This is a genomic window from Qipengyuania sp. S6317L1 (assembly GCF_023015615.1).
Taxonomy (GTDB): domain Bacteria; phylum Pseudomonadota; class Alphaproteobacteria; order Sphingomonadales; family Sphingomonadaceae; genus Erythrobacter.
The window spans coordinates 208,519-222,996 of the sequence record NZ_JALKAJ010000003.1 but is presented as its reverse complement, the minus strand read 5'-3'; the positions used below and the strand labels follow the sequence as shown (position 1 = coordinate 222,996).

Here is a 14,478-nt window from a genome sequence, read left to right as displayed (position 1 = left end):
TCTGCACTCACCGATTGGTGCATGCCTCGATCTCTTGCGGCTCGACACGCGTTTCCCCGCGTTCAAACCGAGCAAAGTAGCTTTCAAGATCGGGACGTTCGACAAATTCGGTAAGCTTGTATCCCACCGCCTCCATCTCGCAGAACAGCAGCTGAGGCGGGATGCCACCTGTATTGATCGGCCTGTCATACTCGACGATGATGACCTGACCCCCTCGCGAAAGCGCCGGCCACATGCGCCACATAAACGCATAAGGTTCGGTCACTTCACTGTAGACATGGACGAGAAAAATGCGGTCGAAACTGTCCACGGGAAGTTGCGGATCGTCGGTCCTGCCAAGCTTGATTGAAATATTCTCAAGCCGCTCTCGCTCTACGCGCCGGCCCAAACGCTCCAAAGCGTCGCGGTCGATATCTTGCGCGAGCACGCGGCCATCCTCGCCAACGCGCGTGCCAAGGCGGACCGTATAGTACCCTTCCCCTGCACCGATATCGGCAACGGTCATTCCGGCTGCAATATCCGCTAACTCTATAACCGTTTGCGCTTCGCCGCGCTCTTCGCGTTCATCCTCGTCCGGGAAGGGATCGGCCTCTTGCGATGAGAGTTCGGTTACGGTGCGGTCGGCTGCCGGAAATTCGGCGACGCTTTCAGGCCGGTCGGGCATAGGCGCCAGCGCATCGCATCCTGCAAGCAAAAGCCCTGCGAATGCCAGTTGGATCGAAGCGATCCGATTATGCATCACTCGACATCTTCAACATCAACTTTTTCGCCGGTCACGCGCTGGGCAAGCGCGGCGGAGATATAGCCGTCAATCTCACCATCAAGCACCTTGTCAGGAGAGGAGCTGGTGAATCCTGTGCGAAGGTCTTTGACCATCTGATAGGGCTGCAAAACGTAGGAGCGGATCTGGTGACCCCAGCCAATTTCGCTCTTTTCCTGATATTCGCCCGAGGCCGCCGCTTCGCGCTCTTGCATTTCGCGTTCGAACAGCCGTGCTTTGAGCATGTTCATCGCGGTCGCGCGGTTCTTGTGCTGCGAGCGGTCGTTTTGGCTGGCCACGACAATGCCGGTCGGTTGGTGAGTGATCCGAACAGCTGAATCGGTCGTGTTGACGTGCTGCCCGCCTGCTCCGCTCGCGCGGTAGGTGTCCACTTTGAGATCGGCGGGGTTGATCTCGATGTCGATATCATCGTCGATCACTGGGTAAACCCAGACGGATGAGAACGAAGTGTGGCGTTTGGCTGCGCTGTCATAGGGGCTGATGCGGACAAGACGGTGGACCCCGCTTTCCGTCTTGGCATAGCCATAAGCGTTTTCGCCTTTGACGAGCAGCGTTGCCGACTTGATGCCCGCCTGATCGCCCGCCTGGTATTCTACCGTCTCGACCTTGAACCCGCGCCGCTCGGCCCAGCGGCCATACATGCGGAAAAGCATTTCGGCCCAGTCCTGGCTTTCCGTGCCGCCTGCGCCTGCGTGAATTTCGATGTAGGTGTCGTTGGCGTCGGCCTCACCCGAAAGGAGTGCTTGCACCTTATCTGCATCGGCCCGCTCGGCGAGCTTTTCCAGGCTGGCAAGACCGTCATTGACGATGCTCTCTTCGCCCTCTGCCTCGCCCATTTCGATGAACTCGACCGCATCGCCCATCTCGGCGGTGATCTGATTGACAGTGTCGACCGCACTTTCGAGCAGCTTTTGCTCGCGGCTCACCTTCTGCGCTTCCTTGGGATCATCCCACAGGTTCGGGTCCTGAACTCTCGCATTGAGTTCATCAAGACGCCGCAAAGCGCGCTCCCAATCGAGCGATTGGCGCACAAGATCGAGCGCTGCTTCGATCCGGTCAATATTGGCTTGGGCCTCGGCCCGCATAGTCAATTCCTAAAGGCAAATCTGAGCCGCCCCGATGAACGCCGGGGCCGCACTTGTAAAGTAAAGTGGATTATTTGGAGAGCGCGCGGACTGCTGCAAGGGTCTTGGTCACGTGGCTGCGATAATCGCTGTCAGAATGGACCATTGCGATCTTGCCGTCCTGTGCAATGACGTAGGAGGTGCGACTGGCAAGGCCCGAGGCTCCCAATGCCACGTCATATTCTTCGATCAGATCAGAGTTGGCGATGCCAACAGGAAAGGCGTCGCGACATTCCTCTTTGCTAAAGCGTTTGAGCGTCTCGATATCATCGTTCGACATGCCAACAACGCTCGCGCCCGCCTCGCGAAAATCGGGCATGGCCTCGGCAAAAGCGTTTGCCTCAAGCGTGCAGCCAGAGGTGAAAGCCTTGGGATAGAAATAGAGCACGACCGGACCACGGCGCAGGGCAACGTTTAGCGAGAAGCCCATCTGCTTGCCCGCCAGCGCCGCGCTGGTGGTGAAGGACGGAGCGTCTGCCCCTACAGGAAGGTCAGCGCGGGCGGGAGCGGCCAGCATCACCGCAGCCACGCCAAAACCAATAGCCCACTTGAATGCTCGCATCAGTAAATGCCTCCCTGGTCTTCGGCGAAGTTTGCAGGTTCTCCCTCGTTCCTTGTTCGAGGCCCCTCGCGGCTAGTCCTTATGAGCTCGAGAATCTCGTCGCGCTTGGCAGCAATTTCGTCCTGCCTTGTGGAGCGTTCGGGCACGGTATCAGGCTTGAACGCTTCCCAGATGATATCAGAGCGCGGGTCGCCCGTGGGCCATCCATCAAGCACACGCTTACCCGTGCGGCGATCGACACGAACCATGCGGATACCCTCTGGCGCGATCGCCGGGAGTTCGGACCATTTGCCACGCGATGCCTTGATCAGGTCTTTGATAATCGGCGCAACAATCGTCCCGCCATAGGCATAGCCGCCCATATTGCGCGGCGTGTCAAAGCCCATATAGGCACCGGCAATAATGCGCTGCGTGCCGCCCACGAACCACACGTCCTTGGGCCCGCTCGTGGTGCCGGTTTTGCCGAACAGCGGCAGGCCGAGGTCATTCAGAGTGGTCGCCGTTCCGCGGGTCACGACACCTTCGAGCATGTGCATTATCTGAAACGCGGTGCGCGCATCCATCGCTTGACGACCCTTGATGCCAAAGCGCGGCATGGGTGATCCATCATACTCAGCAAGATTGCACCCGTTGCATGGCCGCCGGTCGGCGCGCCAGATAACCTTGCCGTTGCGATCCTGCACATAGTCGATAACCGTCGGCGTGTTCAGCCGCCCGTGATTGGCAATCGCTCCATAGGCAGCAACGAGACGCGAAACCGTCGTTTCCTCCGAGCCGAGTGAAGTCGCCGCATAAGGATCTGCATCATCGCTGATGTCCATCGTCTTAATCATATCGACGACGTTGTTCATGCCCGCCTGCATACCGATCTGCACCGTCATGATATTCTGCGACTGCTCCAGCCCATAGCGCATCGGGAATTGTCCCGCGCGCCCGCCGCGAATACATTTCTCTCCCAGCTGCCGCCCCTGATAATAACAGTATCGCGTGTTATCGATCTGGGTTGACGGGGTCATGCCGTTGTCGAGCCCGGTCGCATAGACGAACGGCTTGATCGTCGAACCGGGCTGACGATAGGCCTGCGTCGCGCGGTTAAAGTCGGTGAGGCGATGATCGAATCCGCCTTGCATCGCGAGAACGCGGCCAGTCTGCGCATTTTGCACGACAAGACCGCCCTGTGCCTCTGGAATGGTTTCGACGCGGTAGCCATTACCCGACGGGCTCACAGCGATCACATCGCCCGCTTTCAATGCGTTCGGCAAATTGGTGAGCGGGGCCTCATCACCCTTGGTAAAACCGATGGTTGCAGACGACCCGGTGCGGGCGGTCACAACACCGACCCGCCAATCTTCATAATTCACTGAAAGAAACGAGCTTGCAAGCTGGCTTGCCCACGGACCATCGTCAAAACTGATTGTCGCGATCGGCCCAGCCCAGGCTCTGCGACCGTGATAGCGCACGAGGCCGCGGCGAAGGCTCTCACGAGCTGCATCCTGCATTGCAACATCTAGCGAGGTGCGCACCCACAGGCCGCCTGCATAAACGCTGTTGTCACCGTCTTCTGCGGTCTCGCCAAAATCCTCGATCAGCTGTCGGCGCACTTCTTCGAGGAAGTATCCGGCATCCGCGCTGCGCCGCGAACGCTGCTGAACGAGGCCCAACGGTTGAGCGGCGGCGGCGGCCCGTTCGGCTTCGGTGATAAAGCCGTTGTCTTCCATCTGCGAGAGCACAAAATCGCGCCGCGCCAAAGCCGCCTCTTCCTGTCCCGCGCGCCCATACCTCTCCGGCGCCTTGGGAAGGATCGCAAGAAAGGCGACTTCGTGAAGATCAAGTTCACCCACATCCTTGTCGAAATAAGCGCGCGCTGCGGCCTGAACACCGAAAGAGCGACGGCCCAGCGGAATTTCGTTTAGGTAAAGCTCAAGAATTTCCTCTTTTTCAAGAACACCCTCAATCCGGCTTGCAAGGATCATCTCTTTGAGCTTGCGGCTGATCGAATATTCGTCCCCCAGAAGCAGGATCTTCGCCAGCTGCTGCGTGATGGTAGATCCACCCACGGCCCGCTCGCCCGAGCCGAATTTTATGGCATAGTCGAACACCGCATTGGCCGTACCCGTGACATCGACGCCGCCGTGGCTGAAGAAGGTCTTGTCCTCAGCAGACAGATATGCCTCAACCAACTGATCTGGAAAATCCGCATATTGCAGCTGAACCCGACGCTCGCGCGCGTAGGAATGGACAATCTCGCCATCCGCGCCGCGCACTACCGTTGGGAGCGGGGTTTGGTACTCAACGAGGCTTTCTGCCTCTGGCAAGTCACTCGCCAGCCAAAGCCACAATGCAAGCCAGATCAGCATCGCGGCAACCACTGCGCCGGCGATCAGCTTGAACAGCAGACTTGCGCGCCATTTTTCCGCAAACCATGCACTCGCGCCGCCAAGATCGCGGGTCACGCGGTATCGGACATAGGCGGGAAAAGACAGGTCGCTTGGGTCAGCGGTTGTCTGTGAAAAGGGGGCTTCGTTGGTCATTGTGGTTCGATTTAAAAGGGTTTGGCGCGAATTGCTAGCGGCTATGCCGCACTAGCTGCCGGGAGAAGTCGCAGTGTCGGCGCGCCTTGCAAGATAGACGCGGATAGCACTCTCCAAGACCTCGGCGTATTCGCGCCTCCCATCCTCGGTCATCAACCGCGCAAGATCGCGCTGGTTTGTAACAAATCCGCTTTCGAACAAAACACCGGGGACATCGGGCGCACGCAGCACCGCGAGCGCTGCTGATCGCTTGGCAAAGGGATGAAAGTCAATCTTGCCCTCACCCTCGCGAAGGATGAGGTCAGCAAATTCAAGCGCATCCTCTTGCGTGCGTTCCTGACTCAACTCCACCAGAATATCGCTGACTGCGCTGTTATCGGTCTCAACACTTATGCCGTTCAGGCTGTCAGCGGCGTTCTCCCGCTCTGCGAAACGTGCGGCTGCCTCGCTCGATGCTTCGTTAGACAGGGTATACACTGTCGCACCAGAGACCTCCGATCGTTCACCTGCGGAATCGATGTGTATGGAGACAAACAGGTCTGCACCCAAACGTCTGGCAATTTCAGGGCGATAGGCTAGCGGAATGATACGATCATCTTCGCGGGTCAATGCGACACGAATGCCGCCGTTTTCCAGCAGAACGTCACGCAATTCGAGGCTGAGAGCGAGAACGAGGTCTTTTTCGTAAACTTCACTTCCATCGGCCCGTGTTTGCACCTTGCCCGGATCGCGTCCGCCATGCCCCGCATCGATAACAACCAGGGGCCGTGATGTGTCAGATGTCCCCTGTACCTCTGGCAGTTCGAGCGCCGGCGTTTCAACCGGAAAGGCAAAACGCAGCACGTAATCGCGGCCCCACTGCGGCACAGGAATATCCGTACCAACGATTTTGGCCCCGCCGAGCAAAAGGGCGGGTAATCCAAGAACAATCAAGAGGAGAGTTCGGACACTCATGGTGCCCATAGGATTAGAATGTTGCGTATGGATAGCGCAATAGTGTTGCGGGTAACTTCCCACGGTGCTAGCTGTGCTTATGAAAGCGCTAAGAGTTTGTCTGCTAAGGCAGGCTCGATCAGTTTTCGCTTTTTTCGCAGAGCCGGGCACTCGGGGTTCACCCCCGCTCCCGGTTACACACAGGTTGATGCAGTGACGAGACGCTTCTCCTCGCAAAACTACACAAGGCGCTTTGACGCTGTTGTTTTTGCGAGTCGCAGCGCGGGAGAGACCCGCAGCTCGTTCACAGCAGACACGTTTATGGCGTCCAGTTTGGCAATCATGCCGGACGCTGTTCTTACCACGAGCGCGCACAGCGAGAGGCCCGGTCCAGTGAGGCATGGCCCCCTGCTGAAAACGCGCGCGCAATACCCCAACAATACACGCCCCTCCCGCGCTTTTCTGCCGCGGGATCTCGGCGTTTGGAGACATTTAAATGGCAACGCGCATGCTAATCGACGCGCGCCACTCGGAAGAAACCCGGGTGGCGGTGCTCAAAGGCAACCGGATTGAGGAATTTGATTTTGAATCTGCTGAACACAAGCAGATCAAAGGGAACATCTATCTAGCAAAAGTCACGCGGGTCGAACCCTCGCTTCAAGCAGCTTTTGTCGATTTTGGCGGCAATCGCCACGGCTTCCTCGCCTTCAACGAAATCCACCCGGATTATTACCAGATCCCGCAAAGCGACCGCGAAGCGCTCTTGGCTGAAGAGGCCGAAGCCGCCGAAGAAGAGGCACGCCTTCGCGCTGAGGAAGAGGAAGAAGGCCTTACCCCCGGCGATGAATATGATGCTGATGACGAAAGCGCTGAGGCTCTGGCCGAAGATTTGGCCGAAGACGGTCTTGAAGAGATAGACACCAGCGACAAAGACAAAGTCTCCACCATCGAAGACGGTACGTCGGATGACGACGGCGAAGACGATGATGACGACAGCGACGACGATGAAGAATCTGAAGAGAACTCGGATGACGGTGAGGACACGAAGCCTCGTCGTGGTCGTCGTGGTCGCGGTCGCCGCCGTCAAGGTCGCGGCAAGAAGAGTGGTAATGGCCGCAGCCGTGCCAAGGAAGTCGACGAAGTGCGCGCCAAGCGTATGGCGCTTCGCCGTCGATACAAAATTCAGGACGTTATCCAGCGCCGCCAGGTTCTGCTGGTGCAAGTCGTCAAGGAAGAACGCGGCAACAAGGGCGCGGCCCTCACCACTTATCTGAGCCTTGCCGGCCGCTACACCGTGCTCATGCCCAACAGCAGCCACGGCGGGGGGATCAGTCGCAAGATCAACTCATCGAGCGACCGCAAACGGTTGAAAGAAGTCGTCAGCAGCCTCAGTCTTCCCAAGAGCATGGGCCTGATCGTGCGCACGGCAGGTCTTTCACGGACAAAGACCGAGATCAAGCGCGACTTCGATTACCTCGCGCGTCTTTGGGACGGTATTCGCCAGAACACGCTGTCCTCGACTGCGCCTGCGCTGATCCATTCGGATAGCGACCTGATCAAGCGCGCGATCCGCGATATTTACAATCGCGAGATCGAGGAAGTGATCGTCGAAGGGGCCGAAGGCTACAAATCGGCAAAGGCATTTATGAAAATGCTCATGCCCAGCCACGCACGCCGGGTGAAAGCCTATTCCGACCCTGTCCCGCTGTTCCAACGTTATGGTGCCGAAGATCAGCTGAGGGCGATGTATGATCCGATGGTCCAGCTAAAATCGGGCGGCTACCTGATCATCAACCCGACCGAGGCACTGGTCTCGATCGACATCAACTCTGGCCGTTCGACCAAAGAGCATGGCATCGAGCAGACGGCGCTCCATACCAACCTTGAGGCAGCGCGCGAAATCGCCCGGCAATTGCGCCTTCGCGATATGGCCGGCCTCGTGGTGATCGACTTTATCGACATGGAGTACAACTCCAACGTTCGTAAGGTCGAAAAGGCGATGAAAGAAGCGCTCAAGAACGACCGCGCGCGCATTCAGGTTGGCCGCATCTCGGGCTTTGGCCTGATGGAAATGAGCCGGCAGCGTCTTCGCACCGGTGTCCTTGAGGCGACCACGCGCGAGTGTCCGCACTGCGACGGCACTGGCCTTGTTCGCACCGCCTCCTCCGCCGGCCTCTCCGCGCTTCGCCTGATCGAAGACGAAGCTGCCAAAGGCAAAGGCACCGTAATCAAGCTTGCCGCTAGCACGGAAGCTGCGATCTACATGCTTAACGAAAAGCGCGGCGAGCTCGTCGAAATCGAAGAGCGTTACGGCGTCACCATCGAGGTCTCGCCTGAAGGCGAGGACGAAGGCGCCAAGATGAGCGTGTCGAGCATGGGCCCGCGCCCTGCCGAAGCGCCCAAGTTCGAGCCCATCGTCGATGACGAAGAAGACGATGACATAGAAGCTGAAGAAGGCTTCGACGATGAAGACGATCAGCCCAGGAAGAAGCGCCGCCGCCGCCGTGGTGGTCGTGGCCGCAACAAGAAGCGTCAGGACGAAAATTCGAGCGAGGGCGACGACGACTCGGAAGAAACTGACGCAGACGAGAATGCTTCGGACGAGAGTGCATCGGACAAAACCGGCGATGGAGAAGACAAGCCCAAGCGCCGTCGCCGCCGTGGTGGCCGAGGTCGCCGCCGCAAGCAGGATGGCGACAGCGAAGAAAAGGCAATCGAAGAGGGCGCCGAAGCTCTCGAAGAGGTCGCCGCGAAAGTCGAAGAAGACGTCGCGGTAGTAGCCGCGCCAGATGCAGAAGAGGACGCTGTTTCCGAGCCAGAGGCGGACGCCAAGCCCGCCAAGGAAGAGAAACCGAAACGCAAGCGTGCACCGCGCAAGAAAAAGGCCGATATCGAGGCTGAAACTCCCGCAGAGGATGCAGCCGAGGAAAAGCCAGCGAGGCGCAAACGGGCGACTGCGAAAAAGGCTGACACGAAAGACGCCGCAACACAGGAGGCGGCAACAGACGAAGCCGCTACCGAAGAGGCGAAAGAAGAGAAGCCCAAGCGCAAACGCGCCCCGCGCAAGAAAAAGGTCGAAGCTGAGACTGAGGCTCCGGCTGCTGAACCCGACGCTGCACCAGAAGCACCGGCCAAGGCTGAGGCAAAAGAAGACGCGCCCGCTGCGGTTGAAGAAGCAAGTTCAGACGGCAACTCAGACGATAGCGGCCCCAAAAAACGGGGTTGGTGGCAACGCACCTTCGGTGAGTAGTTAGTGGTCGGCTCGGAAAGTGGATGCGAAGATTACTCGCCTACTTTCCGGGCCGCCCCCCATTCATTCCACATCGCCCACCGGGGCGTCTTGGGCATATAGCCCTTCCCCAGCTGATCGACCTCGAACCCAGCGTTTGCAAAGGCGACCGATATAGGCCGCGTCAGGTGGCATCCACCCGCCAGATGCTTCCAGACAGGCTCTATGCGGTCTTGCCATTTGGCGACATTTGCATCGGGTGCGCGGCCATGCTCGAGAAACAGCACTTGTCCCCCGGGACGCAAAATCCTGCGCATTTCTGACAGTACGCGCGCTGGTTCCTGCACCGAGCAAAGCGTGAATGTGCATACCGCCGTATCAAACGAATTGTCGCCAAACGGGATGGCCTCGCCGACCCCCTGGCGCATCTCGACTGCCCAGCCCTTCTTTGCCACAGCTTCTCTCGCGGTCGCGAGCATCCCGTCATGCGGATCAATACCGGCGTAGCTGGTCACCGCAGCAACGTCATAGAACTCCTGATTGATGCCGCAGCCGCAACCTAATTCGAAAACATCGCCCTTTGCCAGCGGCACGACTTTCGCACGGCGTTTCATCACTTGCCCCATCCCGCAAGCGCAGCCGATCACCTTGGGTACGACATTCGCATCGTACCAATCGCCAAAGCGCATCAAACCTCTCCCCTAGATCTTGGGAAGTAGTGTTGCGCAATTGGTTCTTCTTGCCAAGTTGCCGGTGGGCGAGGCTCTTAGGGCTTGATCAACTTTCCCGCAAAATCATAGACTTGTCCCGATTGGTCCGGAGTAAGATTAGCCAGAACCGAAATAAGATTGTCCGCCGCCTCATCGGCATGGGTCAATTGTCCATCGGGCAGACCTTTTTGAAAGGGATTTGAGAGCGCGGTGTCGACCGTGCCGGGATGTAGCCCTGCTATGACGCCGTGTGGATGCGTGCGCGCCATCTCGATCGCGAAGTTTTTGAGCAGCATATTGAGCGCAGCCTTGGAGGCCCTGTAGGAGTGCCAGCCCCCCAGCCCGTTATCGCCGATCGAACCCACACGGGCACTCAGCGCAGCAAAAGCAAAAGCTTCATCCCTTGGCATGAGGCGCATCATGTGTTTGGCGATAATAGCTGGCCCTATGGTGTTGAGCGACAACACTTTGGCCATCACAACCGGATCGAGGCGCTTGTATGTGCGCTCTGGACCAGAACCGCCTTCAAGTGTCAGGACACCGCTCGCGACGATAACCCATTGTGGCGGAGCCTCGCGCATCATCGCAGCCGCTTCTTCGATGCTGGCCTCTTGCTCAAGATCGAAGCGGAACGGGATGGCATTGGCACCGAAATCACCTCTGCCAGAGCGCGAGCCAGCATAAACCTTTGCGCACCCCAATTGCTCGAGCCTGCGGACCAACGCTGCGCCAATGCCACCGCTTGCGCCAAAAATCGCGGCGCTAGTCGGCGTCTGTGCACTCGCGCCTTGCGGCGCGCTTCCACCTTCATTTCTTGTATCTATCATGACAGCTATAGCTCAACCAAAGCCGCCTGGTTCCCGCCAATAAAAAACGCTCGAAAATTGTCACGTTAGGTTTTAGGCGACAAACACCTGAAACATTTAGGTTATTATAGAGCTCCTTGCGACATTCAAGCGCCGTTGGCGGTGGGTTTCGGGCTCAAATTGAGCGAATGGCAAGGGTCATCCCAAAGTGTGCAATACCCGCTCTCTTGCCTCATCGCGCGAAGGCGTTAGATAGGACCAAACGCAAATAGGGATAAGCGATTATGGCGACTTTCACGCTGCCGAAAAATTCAAAAATCAAAAGCACCGGCAAGGTTCACAAAGCCTCAGGTGGCTCACGGGTGAAATCGTTCAAGATTTACCGCTACGATCCCGACACGGGTGATAACCCGCGCTATGACAAGTTCGAAATCGACCTTGATGAATGCGGTCCCATGGTTCTGGACGCACTGTTCAAGATCAAGAACGAAATCGACCCCACTCTAACCTTCCGTCGCTCGTGCCGCGAGGGGATTTGCGGGTCGTGTTCGATGAACTTGAACGGCAAGAACGGCCTTGCCTGCACCACAGCGATTGAGGATCTGAAGGGCGAGATTCGTATCACCCCTCTGCCGCACATGGATGTGATCAAGGACCTCGTGCCGGATTTCACACACTTCTATGCGCAATACGCCTCGATCAAGCCTTGGCTGCAAACGGTCAGCACGACGCCATCTGGCAAAGAACGTCTGCAAAGCCCGGCCGAGCGTGAGAAGCTGGACGGTCTTTACGAGTGCATCTTGTGCGCCTGCTGCTCGACCTCGTGCCCGTCATACTGGTGGAACTCGGACAAGTTTCTTGGCCCTGCTATCCTGCTTCAGGCGTACCGCTGGCTCGCGGATAGCCGTGACGAGATGACGGGTGAGCGCCTGAACGAACTCGAAGACCCGTTCCGCCTTTATCGTTGTCACACTATCATGAACTGCGCGAATGTGTGTCCCAAGGGCCTGTCGCCAGCCAAGGCGATTGCTGAGACCAAGAAGATGATGGCCGAACGCGCCATCTAAATTTGGCTGCAATGTCCCTGCGCGAACAGTATTTCGACGACGGCCCCTGCCCGGATAATCCCGGTTGGAGGCAGTGGAACATCAAGGATAAAACCATTTTCAACGGCGCGGTGATGGGCCATCTCATCACCCGTGTCGACGACGATGGTAAGGCGCGGCTGCGCATGTTTCCCGAACGGCGGCACGAAAACCTGCAGGGCATGATCCACGGCGCGATCAGCCTGTCGCTGATCGACATATCGATGTTCACGACCATGCATATGATCGGCGGCGGAGATGCAGGCCCATCGGTCACACTGGAATTGTCGACGCAGTTCGTCGGCGGTGGTGACCCTGCGCTACCACTTGATGCGGTAAACGAAATCGTGCGCGAAACTGGCAAGCTTGTTTTTGTACGGGGGCAGGTGGTGCAAGGCGACAACGTGGTTGCCTCGCATTCGGGCATCGTTCGCAAATTTTCGAGCACCCGCGCCGTCGGCCAATCTTAATGGGCACCCTTGCGCGATACGAACAGCTTATTGCCAATGGCGAGCTTCGCGAAGACCCCGACCAAAGACGCGCTGCGGCCCGGCTAGACCGGCTGCAAAAAGAGCTGGAGGCCGAAAAACCCGGCGGACTTCTCGCGCAATTCTTCGCAAGCAAACCTGCGCGCGCCGAAGGTGTGTACATGGTGGGCGGAGTGGGACGCGGCAAGTCCATGTTGATGGACCTGTTCCACGAAAGCCTGAGCATTGCCGAGAAACGACGCGTGCACTTCCACGCCTTTATGCAAGAAGTGCACGCCGAAATGCGCGAGGCGCGCAAGACGCACGCAGGCGATCCCATTCCACCCGTTGCCGCAAAGCTTGCCGACAGGGTTAGAGTGCTCGCTTTTGACGAAATGGTGGTGACCAATTCGGCCGACGCGATGATAATGAGCCGGCTTTTTACCCAGCTCATCATGGAGCAAGGCGTCACCATTGTCACTACATCCAACCGTGCGCCGAGCGAGCTTTATAAAGACGGGCTCAACCGCGAACACTTCCTGCCCTTTATCGATTTGATAGAGGCCGAGCTTGATGTGCTCACGCTTGACGGCCCGACCGACTACCGGCTTGATCGGATAGGCGGGCTCAATAGCTGGTATTCGCCCCTGGGTGACGAGGCGACCGCGCGCGTGCGTGAGGTGTTCTTCCGGCTCACCGATTTCGATCCTGAAGATGCAGAAAACGTCCCTTCGGGCGAGCTTGCAGTTGGCTCGAAACGGACGATGCACGTCCCCAAATCTCTGAAAGGTGTCGCGGTTTTCAGCTTTAAGCGCCTGTGCCATGACGCACGCGGGGCGCCCGATTATCTCGCGATTGCACGCGAGTATCACACTGTCATCATCGTCGGGATCCCGCAGATGGGCCCTGAAAACAGGAATGAAGCGGCGCGCTTTGTGACACTGATTGATGCACTTTACGAACACCGCGTGAAGCTTTTCGCGACCGCTGCGACCAAGCCCGAGGCACTCTACCAGTCAGGTGATGGCAGCTTCGAGTTTGAAAGGACAGTGAGCCGTCTTAACGAGATGCAGAGCGACGAATACATGGCGCTTGGCCATGGAAGCGACGGAGCGTCTGACTAAACTCGATTATGCTGCGGCAAGCCGATCAGCGAGGCGCGCTTGCGCTGCTACCAGTCGGCTCATCACCTTCAGATCCTGCTCTGACAATTTGAGCGCGGTATCGGCCCAAAGCTCGGTAATTGCGTTCAATTCGTCGAGTTTGACCGGCCAGACCATCTTGGTCGCTTGGTGTGCCCCAGCTAGGCCAGAGTGGCGACGCTCCGATTTGCTGATGAACTCGCGAACCGCACTCACGCCCTCACCCGGCTCTGCGATCTGATGGACCAGACCAAGGTCGTACAATTCTTGTGCGGTGTAGGTCTTGTTCGACAAAATGATGCGCTCGGCCATTGCCGTGCCCAGCTTTCGGGCGAGGAATACATGGGCACCCATACCCGGATAGAGACCAAACATGATCTCAGGCAGGCCAAACGTCGCGTGGCGTTCGGCAATGATATAATCAAACGAAAGCAGGGCTTCGAAACCACCGCCAAGAGCCGCGCCCTGCACGAGCCCGATTGTCAGCATCGGCAGATCGAGTGAGCGGACATTGCGTTCCAGAATTGCACAGCACCGGTGGCCATATTTGACCAGACCGGCGCGATCCCGGGTGCGAATCAGATGTTGAAACAGTTCAAGATCGCCGCCGAAGCAAAACACATCCTGCGATCGGCTGCCGAGGATGAGATAGCGAAGCGGAACCTTCTCTTCGCCAAAGCCATCGGAGATGAGGTCTTGCCAGCGCTCGAAGTCTTTGAGCATGGTAGGCGTAAAACTTGGCCTGCCTTCCGGACGCATAAAAGTCCACAAGGCCGCCGATTGGTCATCGTAAAGGACATCAAGCTCTCGGAGTTCGAACAATCCGCCGGGCACGGAATTGTTCAGAATACTTTCGGCAAGAGTATCCTCTTCGCCTGAATAGGGGAGAGGATTTCCCGCACTACTGTCCATCGCACCATTCTCCGGACTTGTTTCACGACCCGCCAGACTCATGTCTTAGCAGCTTTCGCAGTCTTCTTTGAACCGCGATGGATGTAAAATAGTCCGATTTTGCATAATTTTGCAAATAGATATTTCGCAAGTTTGGACAGTCTTGAACCCAAGTGTGACAAAATGGGACACGCGAATGTTATATTGTTTCACAAGT

At 57.7% G+C, this 14,478-nt stretch carries 12 protein-coding genes; 4 read left to right on the top strand and 8 right to left on the bottom strand.

Annotated elements, in window-relative coordinates; translation table 11 throughout:
• Positions 1-7: 7 nt before the first annotated feature.
• From MWU38_RS08710 to MWU38_RS08690, 5 genes are all read right to left on the bottom strand, one after another.
• Positions 8-739, bottom strand: coding sequence for a class I SAM-dependent methyltransferase (locus tag MWU38_RS08710; protein ID WP_247271459.1), 732 nt, complete (start codon positions 737-739; stop codon positions 8-10).
• Positions 739-1,866, bottom strand: coding sequence for a peptide chain release factor 2 (gene prfB / locus MWU38_RS08705; RefSeq protein ID WP_247271458.1), 1,128 nt, complete (start codon positions 1,864-1,866; stop codon positions 739-741). Before prfB ends, MWU38_RS08710 begins: the two co-directional genes overlap by 1 nt.
• 70 nt (positions 1,867-1,936) lie before the next feature.
• Positions 1,937-2,467 carry a peroxiredoxin gene (locus tag MWU38_RS08700; RefSeq protein WP_247271457.1) on the bottom strand — a complete coding sequence of 177 codons (531 nt, stop codon included), beginning with the start codon at positions 2,465-2,467 and terminating at the stop codon, positions 1,937-1,939.
• Entirely contained in the window at positions 2,467-4,998 is a 2,532-nt protein-coding gene (locus MWU38_RS08695) for a transglycosylase domain-containing protein (RefSeq protein ID WP_247271456.1), read from the bottom strand. Before MWU38_RS08695 ends, MWU38_RS08700 begins: the two co-directional genes overlap by 1 nt.
• Before the next feature lie 51 nt (positions 4,999-5,049).
• Positions 5,050-5,952, bottom strand: a complete 903-nt coding sequence (locus MWU38_RS08690; RefSeq protein WP_247271455.1) for an N-acetylmuramoyl-L-alanine amidase — start codon at positions 5,950-5,952, stop codon at positions 5,050-5,052.
• Between the two features lie 475 nt (positions 5,953-6,427).
• On the opposite strand from MWU38_RS08690, the gene MWU38_RS08685 reads away from it, so the two are divergent.
• Complete coding sequence (locus MWU38_RS08685; protein ID WP_247271454.1) at positions 6,428-9,181, top strand: Rne/Rng family ribonuclease; 2,754 nt, start codon at positions 6,428-6,430, stop codon at positions 9,179-9,181.
• Between the two features lie 32 nt (positions 9,182-9,213).
• Here MWU38_RS08685 and MWU38_RS08680 read toward each other — a convergent pair whose 3' ends face one another.
• Both MWU38_RS08680 and MWU38_RS08675 read right to left on the bottom strand, forming a co-directional pair.
• Positions 9,214-9,849: a class I SAM-dependent methyltransferase gene (locus MWU38_RS08680; RefSeq protein ID WP_247271453.1), complete on the bottom strand. Its 636-nt coding sequence runs from the start codon at positions 9,847-9,849 to the stop codon at positions 9,214-9,216.
• A gap of 77 nt (positions 9,850-9,926) precedes the next feature.
• The gene (locus MWU38_RS08675) at positions 9,927-10,697 is read right to left on the bottom strand and encodes an SDR family NAD(P)-dependent oxidoreductase (protein WP_247271452.1); all 771 of its coding nucleotides are present in this window, start codon (positions 10,695-10,697) and stop codon (positions 9,927-9,929) included.
• 263 nt (positions 10,698-10,960) lie between these two features.
• Here MWU38_RS08675 and MWU38_RS08670 point away from each other — a divergent pair, with 263 nt between their 5' ends.
• From MWU38_RS08670 to zapE, 3 genes are read left to right on the top strand one after another with little or no spacing between them, the layout of a single operon-like run.
• Positions 10,961-11,743, top strand: coding sequence for a succinate dehydrogenase iron-sulfur subunit (locus tag MWU38_RS08670; protein WP_247271451.1), 783 nt, complete (start codon positions 10,961-10,963; stop codon positions 11,741-11,743).
• An 11-nt stretch (positions 11,744-11,754) separates the two neighbouring features.
• The gene (locus MWU38_RS08665; RefSeq protein ID WP_247271569.1) at positions 11,755-12,231 is read left to right on the top strand and encodes a PaaI family thioesterase; all 477 of its coding nucleotides are present in this window, start codon (positions 11,755-11,757) and stop codon (positions 12,229-12,231) included.
• Positions 12,231-13,352 (top strand): cell division protein ZapE, encoded by a 1,122-nt coding sequence (gene zapE / locus MWU38_RS08660; RefSeq protein ID WP_247271450.1) that lies wholly within the window; start codon positions 12,231-12,233, stop codon positions 13,350-13,352. Before MWU38_RS08665 ends, zapE begins: the two co-directional genes overlap by 1 nt.
• A 6-nt stretch (positions 13,353-13,358) precedes the next feature.
• On the opposite strand, the gene MWU38_RS08655 is transcribed toward zapE, so the two are convergent.
• Positions 13,359-14,324, bottom strand: coding sequence for a crotonase/enoyl-CoA hydratase family protein (locus tag MWU38_RS08655; RefSeq protein WP_247271449.1), 966 nt, complete (start codon positions 14,322-14,324; stop codon positions 13,359-13,361).
• Between the last annotated feature and the right edge of the window lie 154 nt (positions 14,325-14,478).